Here is a 7,711-nt window from a genome sequence, read left to right as displayed (position 1 = left end):
GGGCGTTCGGTGGTGGCAGTGTGCTGGTGACCGGCGCCTCCGGGGCGCTGGCGGCGGTGCTGGTGCGGCACCTGGTGGAGGTTCACGGGGTACGCGGGCTGGTGCTGCTGAGCCGTAGCGGGCGGGTGGCGCCCGGCCTGGCCGAGGAACTGGTGGGCCAGGGGGTCGCGGTGGTGCCGGTCACGGGTGACGTCGCCGATCCGGCGGCGGTCCGGGCGGCGCTGGCGCAGGCGCCGGACGGCCTTCCGGTCACCGGGGTCGTGCACGCCGCCGGTGTCCTGGACGACGGGCTGGTCGAGGGGCTGACGGACGAGCGGGTGGCCGCCGTGCTGCGGCCGAAGGTGGCCGGTGCGTGGGCGCTGCACGAGGCGACCCGGGAGCTGCCGCTGCGGGCGTTCGTGCTGTTCTCCTCGGTCGCCGGGGTGCTCGGGACGGCCGGGCAGGGCTCGTACGCGGCCGCGAACTCCTTCCTCGACGCACTCGCCGGGTACCGGCACGAGGCCGGGCTGCCCGCGCTCTCCCTCCCGTGGGGCCTGTGGGAGGGCGACGGCATGGGGGAGAAGCTGAGCGTCGCCGACCGGGCGCGGATCGCCCGGACCGGGATCGCCCCGCTGCCCGCCGCGAACGCGCTCGCGCTGCTGGACGAGGCCCTGACGGCCGGTCGGCCGGTCGCGGTCGCCGCCCGGCTGGCGGCGCCCGGGGCCGGCGGGTCCGGCGGAGGGCCGGCGGCCGCGCTGCGCGAGCTGCTGGGGCGCCGGACGCCGCAACGCGCGGCAGCCCCCGCCGAGCCGGACCGCCGCGGCACGCTGGCCGCACTCGCGCCGCAGGAGCGCGGTCGGGCCGTCCTGGACCTGGTGCGCCGTTCGGTCGGCGAGGTGCTGGGACACGCCGATCCGGGTGCTCTGCCGGTGGACCGGGGACTGCTGGACCTGGGGCTGGACTCGCTCACGGCGGTGGAGCTGCGCGGACGCCTGGGCACCCTGCTCGGGCTGCGGCTGCCCAGCACACTGCTGTTCGACCACCCCACCGCCGCCGCGCTGGCCCGGCACCTGACCGGACTGGTGACCCCGGCCGGTCAGGACGGCCGCGCCGACGACGCCGGCGCCGACCGGGCCGCGGCGGCCTCGCCGCTCGCCGGGCTCGCGGCGATGGAGTCGGCGCTGGCCGGGCTGACCGCCGGGGGCGCCGGGGCGGCTGAGCTGGACCAGCTGGCGGCCCGTCTCCAGGCGGCCCTGGACCAGGTCCGCGCCGCCCGGGCGGCGGAGGGGGGCGACGGCTTCGCCGACCGGCTGGAGGAGGCCGACGGCGACGAGCTGTTCGACCTGATCGACCGGCAGCTCGGCCTGTAGCGGCCGGGGAGAGGCCCGGTGCCGTCCGGCAGTCGACCGGACGGCACCGGGCCTCGCCGCGTCCGGCCCCTTCTCCGGCCCGGCCCGGCCCACGCCCCACGCCCCGCGCCCCGCGCCACGACGCGGCCGGGACCGGGACCGGGACCGATGCGGCGCCGAGGAGCCGAAGCAACACCGAAGGACCGAAGCAACGCAAAGAGCCGGAGTGGGAAGTCGGCGGGTCCGACTTCCCACTCCGGCGGAGTGCGGTGGAGCGGTCAGCGAGGGGCCGGCGCGAGGCCGAGGCGGTCGCCCAGCAGCGCGAGCAGCTCCCGCTCGCGCCCGTCGAGGTAGAAGTGGCCGCCGGGGTGGATCCGGAGCTCGAAGCCGGAGGTGGTGTGCCCCTGCCAGGCGGCGGCCTCGGCGGGGGTGACCCAGGGGTCGGTGTCGCCGGTGAGGGCGAGGACGGGCGTGCGCACGGTCACCTCCGGTCCGGCGTGGTAGCCGCCCACGGCCGTCAGGTCGGCGCGGACGGCCGGGAGGATCATCTGCAGCGCGTCCTCGTCCGTCAGCAGCCGCGGGTCGGTCCCGCTGAGCTCCCGCAGGTGGGCGGTGAGGGCCCGGTCGTCGGTGAGGTGGTCGTACTCGCCGTCGCGCCGGGTGGAGGGCGCGCGCCGGCCGGAGACGACGAGCAGCTCCGGGGCACGGCCGTCGCGTTCGAGGCGGCGGGTGAGTTCGAAGGCGAGCAGGGCGCCCATGCTGTGGCCGAACAGGGCGTAGCGGCCCTCGCCGACCTCGGCCCGGACGGCCGGCGCGGCCAGGTCCGCCAGCCGGGAGAGGTCCGCGACGGCCGGTTCCCGGTAGCGGTCCTGACGGCCCGGGTACTGCAGGGCCAGCACCTCGACCTCCGGGCCGGCCGCCGCGGACCAGGGCCGGAAGACCGAGGCCGAGCCGCCCGCGTGCGGCAGGCAGAGCAGCCGCAGCGGCGCGCCGGGGGTGGCGGGGGCGGCGGGGGCGGCGGGGCCGCCGCCGAGCCGGCGCACCCACAGGGCGCTGTCGACGGACGGGGTGCCGACGGCGCTCATGCGGCGGCCTGCCGCTCCGCACGGCCGGCCCGCTCGGCGGACTCGGCGGCTTCACCGGACTCGCCCCGCTGCGGGCGGAGCAGGTCGAGCCGGCGGTCGGACAGCAGGATCGCCCGCTGCACCTCGCGCAGCGCCCGGCCGGGCTCGATGCCGAGTTCGGCGGTGATGGTGCGGTGGGCCGCGCGGTAGACGCGCAGCGCGTCGGCCTGCCGCTCCGAGCGGTACAGGGCGATCATCAGCTGCCGGTGGAAGGCCTCGTGCAGCGGGTGCTCGGCGACCAACGAGTAGAGTCTGCCGATCAGTTCGCGGTGGCGCCCGGTGGCCAGGCCGGTCTCGACGTGCATGCCGAGGCATTCCAGCCGGGCCTCCTCGGCCCAGGTGGCGAAGCCCTCCAGGATCGGCCCGGAGCGCAGGTCGCCGAGCGCGGGGCCGTGCCACAGGGCGAGGGCCTCCTCGAAGGCGGCGGCGGCCTGTTCGGTGCGGCCCTCGCGGGCGGCGGTGCGCCCGGTCTGCATCAGCTGCTGGAAGTCGTCGGAGTCCAGCCGGTCCTGCGGGCCGAGGCGCAGGACGTACCCGGGGGACTGGGTGGCGATGACGCTCTCCGGCCGGCCGTCGGCGAGCAGCTTGCGCAGCCGGGAGATGTAGACGTGGATCGCGGCCAGGTGACGTCGTGGTGGGGCGTCGCCCCAGATCTCGAAACCGAGCTGCGGGACGGACACCACCTCGTTGGCCCGGATCAGCAGGGTCGCCAGCAGCACCTCCATGTTCCGGGCCTTGACGGCCGAGGTGCCGTGCTCCGTGGTGACGCGCAGGCTCCCGAGCAACTTGTACTTCACAGTGGCCTCCTGGGGGGGGATGTCGTCCGGCCCAGGTTGTCCCACCGGGGGCCGTCCGCGCATCAGCGGAACTACGTACGGACGCCCCCGGCCCTCGCGTGTTGCTTACCGCCGGTTCACTTCCGGTCCAGCGCGCGCAGTTCGGCGGCGAGCGCGAGCCGCTGCTCCAAGGGGCCGCCGCTCATCCGCAGGACCGTCAGCAGCGTCCAGAGCCGGGTCTGCGGGAAGAACCGGGGCGAGCCGTGCACGTCGTCGTGCACCCGCAGGCGCAGGCTGCGCAGCGAGCGCAGCAGCCGGTCGGTGTCGGAGGGCGGGATGATCTCGTCGCGGGCGCTGGTGACCAGGGCCACCGGGACGTCGACGGCCCCGAGCCGGTCCGGGCCCAGGGCGAGCGGGGCGAGGGCGTCGAACACGGATCCGGCGTCGGTGCGGGCCAGGTGGGCGAGGGTGTCCACGGTGACCCGGGGGACGGTGGCGTGCCACACCCGGTCGGTGAAGAAGTCGTGCACGGGCAGGCCCGCGCCGACGACGCCGCGGATGCGGGGATCGGCGAGCGCGGCGTGCAGCGCCAGGTTGCCGCTGAAGCTGAGCGCCAGCGCGTAGGTGCGCGAGGTGTCGGCGCGGTCGGCGACGGCGTCCAGGACGGCCGGCAGCAGCGCGGGCGCCGTCAGGTCGTACGGCAGCGGGTTCTCGCCGACGCCGGGCATCTCGGTGACCACCCCGGCCAGGCCGAACTCGGCCAGCTGCAGCAGGACGGGTGCCCACTGCTCCTTGAGGCTGATGATCCCGCCCGACATCAGCAGCAGCGGCCGGGGCTCCCGCGCGGACAGCCCGCCCGCCCAGGCGGCCACCGGGCCGGCCGCGGTGGGCACCTCGATCCGTTCGATGCCGGGGAAGCCGGCGGCCCAGCGGGCGAACACCGCGCGGGCGCGGTCCTCGGCCTCCCGGCGGGCGGAACCGGAGGGGTAGGGGAAGCGGGCCATCGTGTAGTAGCGCCCGGCCTCCAGCAGCCGGCCGTCGCGTTCCAGCCGGTCGCCCGCCTCGGTCCAGCGGCGCACCCAGGAGCCGGGGCCGCCGTCGCCGTCGTCCACGACGCCGTCCAGCACGGCGCCGTACTCGGCGGGGGTGATGCCCTGGGAGGTGGCCTGCGCCACCACGAACTGCTTCAGTTCGGCGAGGTCGTTCGCCGGGGCCCGGCCGCTCATGCGCTCGCCTCCGACCGGACGGCCGGGCCGGTCACCGGTTCGGTCACCGGTTCGGTGGCCGGTTCGGCGGCCGGTTCGTCCTCCCCGGGGCCGGGCCACTCCTCCAGCGCGGCACGGATCTCGGCGAGGACGTCCGCCGCCTCCGCGCCGTCGATGACCCGGTGGTCGAAGGCCAGGCTGAGCCGGAACACCGGGGCGGCGACGATCGCGCCGTCCCGGACCACCGGGCGCTCGACGATCCGGCCGACGCCGAGCGTCACGGTGGTCCCGCCGACCGAGTGGAAGCCGTCGACCGGCCGGTGGCCGAGCGAGGTGACCGCGAAGGTCCCGGTGATCAGCGGGCGCAGCCGCAGGTCGCGGGCGGCCCGGGCGAACCGCAGCCGGCCGCGCAGCCAGGACAGCCGGTGCAGGGCCCGGATGCCGGCGAACTCGGGCAGCTCGGCCGGGTCGCCGTCCAGCACGCGGTCCAGCCGGCGCTGCACCTCGGCGAGGCCGGCGGTGTGCGGCTCGGGCACGACGGTGGACAGCACCACCCGGGTGCCGCCGAGGGTGCGGTCCAGGGTGACCTTGCCGGACACCGTCGGGAAGGCGGCCACCCGGGGGCGCGGGCCGCCCCGGTAGGCGGAGTTGGCCTCCGGGTGACGGGCCAGCACCCCGCCCGCGGCCACCAGCAGGTAGCCGACCACCGAGCGGCGCTGTCCGGTCGCCCGGGCCCGGGCGCGGTCCTCCAGCAGGCGGGTGGCGTCCACCTCGGTGTCCAGGAAGACGGGCGAGAAGTCCCGGATCGCCTCCAGGAAGTACAGCGTGTGCCGTCGCTCGCGCGGCGGTGGTGCGAGACGGAGACCGGCTCCGGTCGGATTGGTCATCACGGGCCTCTCGGGTCGGACCGGCAGAGGTGCCGAGCCTGGCGGACGAGGCCAAACGAGACCTGAAGCGGGAGGTCCGGACCGGTCACGGGGTTCGTGAAATCCTTGTTTCGTCCGGCCGGTTGTCCCGTGTTCGAAGCTATGATCGACAGCGGTCGGGGGGATCCGCCGGTTCCGCCCGCCACCGGGGGAAGGGGCAGCAACCGTGATCGCAGTCCGAGAGACCCGAGGGACCCGAGAACTCCGGGACGCCGGCAGCGTGGCCCGCGACCGCATCAGCCTCCGCACGGACACCGTCCGGCGCGCCGAACTCGACCAACTGCGGGACGTGCTCGACGAGGTGACATCGGGTCGGCAGACCGTGGTGGAGCTCGCCGGGGACCCGGGCAGCGGTAAGTCCCGGCTGCTCACCGCACTCGCCGAGGACGCCTCGGCCCGCGGCTTCACCGTCCTGCGGGCCCTGGCCGACCCCGCCGAACAGGACCTGGCCGGCGCCCTGTTCGTGCAGATCCTGCGCGACTGGATCGGCCTCGCCGACCTCGCCGGGCTGCGCGACGAACTGCTCGCCCTGCTCCGGCGGATCTCCGTCTCCGTGGAGGCCTCGACGGACGGCTGCCCGAACCCGGAGCGGCTGCGCGCGCTGCTCGAACAGCACACCTGCCGGGGCCTGTTGATCGTGCTGGACGACGTCCACGCGGCCGACCCCGGCTCGCTCGCGCTGCTCGACCGGCTGATCCGCTGGCCGGTGCGGGCCCCGCTCGCGCTGGTGGTCTCCCACCGGCCCCGGCAGACCCCGCAGACGCTGCGCGCCACCCTCGCCCGGGGCAGCCAGCTCGGCACCACCCGGCGGATCGAGCTCGGCCGGCTCGGCCTCGCCCAGGCCGCCGAACTGCTCGACCTGCCCGCCACCACCCCCCGGCTGCGCGCCCTGCACCGGGACTCCCACGGGAACCCGCTCTACCTGCTGGCACTCGCCGGGGTCTGCCCCGGCCGGCTGTCCGGCCGCCCGGAGGGTTCGCTGGCCGACCTGCGCGGCCTGCCGCCGGACGCCGCGCTGCCCGACCGGCTGGCCCGGCACCTGGTGACCGAACTCGCCGTCCTCGGCCCGGAGCAGCGGCTCGTCCTCGACGCGGCCTCGGTGCTCGGCACCGAGCTGGACGCCCGGGCGGTCGCCGCGGTCGCCGGGACGAGCGAGGACGAGGCCTGCCGCACCATCGACGACCTGCGCCGGCTCGACCTGCTGCGACCGCTGGCCGGCGGCCCCCGGAGCACCTTCCGGCACCCGCTGGTGCGCTGGCTGGTCCACGACGGCACCGACTTCTGCTGGCGCTCCGACGCCCACCGCCGGGCCGTCGGCGTCCTCGCGGGCCGCGGCGCCCCTGCCGAACGGCTCGCCCCGCACATCGAACGGGCCACCCCGGGGCGGGACCCGCAGGACGCGGCCGTCCTCGCCGAGGCCGCCCGGTCCGCGCTGCGCAGCGGCGACACCGACCTGGCCGGGCACTGGCTCGGCACCGCGCTCACGGCCCTCGGCCACCAGGACCCGGCCGACGACCGGGTGGCCGGCCAACTGCTCGCCGCGGCGGGCGAGGTGGCGGCCCGTACCGGCTCGCGCGGCCTGCTCGCCGAGGCCACCGCGCGGCTGGGCCGGGGGAGCCGTGCCGACGCGTCCGGGCCCGGCCGGCCGCAGGCCGAGGAGCGGCCGGGCCGCCGCGGCGCGGCCCCGTCCCGGAGGCCGGCCTCCGCCCGGCCGCCCCGCTCGGCCCTGCCCGCCGCAACGGCCGAGCCGGCCGGTCCTTCCTTCGAGCTGCTCACCGAGCGGGAACGCGAGATCGCCGAACTGGCCGGCACCGGCCTGCGCAGCCGCGAGATCGCCGACCGGCTCGGACTGAGCGCCCGCACGGTCGAGGTCCACATCGCCCGCACGTACCGCAAGTTGGGTATCGGCTCCCGTGCGGCGCTGGTTCGTATGGTGGTCGAGGAGCACCGTCGGGCGTCGTAGTGCGTCGTGGCTGCGCCCGCCGGGGCGGTCGGGGTGCGCAGGGCCCGCGTGTACGGCGAGTTGGGTGTGGGCTCTCGTGCGGCGTTGGTTCGTGTGGTGGTCGAGGAGCACCGTCGGGCGTGCCTGCCGGGGCGGGCGGGGTCCACGCGGCCTGCACCTGACGCGAGTTGGGTGTCGGCTCCCGTGCGGCGCTGGTTCGTGTGGTGGTCGAGGAGCACCGCCGGGCGTGCCTGCCGGGGCGGGCGGGGTCCACGCGGCCTGCACCTGACGCGAGTTGGGTGTCGGCTCCCGTGCGGCGCTGGTTCGTATGGTGGTCGAGGAGCACCGCCGGGCGTGCCCGCCCGGGCGGGCGGGGTCCACGCGGCCTGCACCTGACGCGAGTTGGGTGT

Annotated in this window: 6 protein-coding genes; 2 read left to right on the top strand and 4 right to left on the bottom strand. The window is 76.9% G+C overall.

Annotated elements, in window-relative coordinates; translation table 11 throughout:
• Window positions 1-1,349, top strand: a 1,349-nt coding sequence (locus tag ACFVVL_RS20370) for an SDR family NAD(P)-dependent oxidoreductase (protein ID WP_387677093.1), incomplete at its 5' end; no start/stop codon positions are given.
• Window positions 1,350-1,606: 257 nt separating this feature from the next.
• On the opposite strand, the gene ACFVVL_RS20365 is transcribed toward ACFVVL_RS20370, so the two are convergent.
• The 4 genes from ACFVVL_RS20365 to ACFVVL_RS20350 form a co-directional block, all read right to left on the bottom strand.
• Window positions 1,607-2,413 carry a thioesterase II family protein gene (locus ACFVVL_RS20365; RefSeq protein WP_387677090.1) on the bottom strand — a complete coding sequence of 269 codons (807 nt, stop codon included), beginning with the start codon at window positions 2,411-2,413 and terminating at the stop codon, window positions 1,607-1,609.
• On the bottom strand, window positions 2,410-3,249 hold the full coding sequence (locus tag ACFVVL_RS20360; RefSeq protein WP_387677087.1) for a BTAD domain-containing putative transcriptional regulator: 840 nt from the start codon (window positions 3,247-3,249) through the stop codon (window positions 2,410-2,412). Before ACFVVL_RS20360 ends, ACFVVL_RS20365 begins: the two co-directional genes overlap by 4 nt.
• Before the next feature lie 116 nt (window positions 3,250-3,365).
• A complete protein-coding gene (locus tag ACFVVL_RS20355; RefSeq protein WP_380298258.1) occupies window positions 3,366-4,454 on the bottom strand; it encodes an alpha/beta hydrolase in 1,089 nt (362 codons plus the stop codon).
• The gene (locus tag ACFVVL_RS20350; protein WP_387677083.1) at window positions 4,451-5,320 is read right to left on the bottom strand and encodes a 2-oxo acid dehydrogenase subunit E2; all 870 of its coding nucleotides are present in this window, start codon (window positions 5,318-5,320) and stop codon (window positions 4,451-4,453) included. The genes ACFVVL_RS20355 and ACFVVL_RS20350 overlap by 4 nt, the downstream gene beginning before the upstream one ends.
• Before the next feature lie 205 nt (window positions 5,321-5,525).
• Here ACFVVL_RS20350 and ACFVVL_RS20345 point away from each other — a divergent pair, with 205 nt between their 5' ends.
• A complete protein-coding gene (locus tag ACFVVL_RS20345) occupies window positions 5,526-7,322 on the top strand; it encodes an AAA family ATPase (RefSeq protein WP_380422664.1) in 1,797 nt (598 codons plus the stop codon).
• Window positions 7,323-7,711: the final 389 nt, after the last annotated feature.

The sequence above is a fragment of the Kitasatospora sp. NPDC058115 genome, assembly GCF_042884635.1.
Classification (GTDB): Bacteria; Actinomycetota; Actinomycetes; order Streptomycetales; family Streptomycetaceae; genus Kitasatospora.
This window is presented reverse-complemented; position numbering and strand designations above follow the sequence as displayed.

Bases quoted from the DNA above. Each gene is read 5' to 3' on its own strand.
- ACFVVL_RS20365 (WP_387677090.1), bottom strand. From the start codon at position 2,413: ATGAGCGCCGTCGGCACCCCGTCCGTCGACAGCGCCCTGTGGGTGCGC.
- ACFVVL_RS20355 (WP_380298258.1), bottom strand. From the start codon at position 4,454: ATGAGCGGCCGGGCCCCGGCGAACGACCTCGCCGAACTGAAGCAGTTC.
- ACFVVL_RS20350 (WP_387677083.1), bottom strand. From the start codon at position 5,320: ATGACCAATCCGACCGGAGCCGGTCTCCGTCTCGCACCACCGCCGCGC.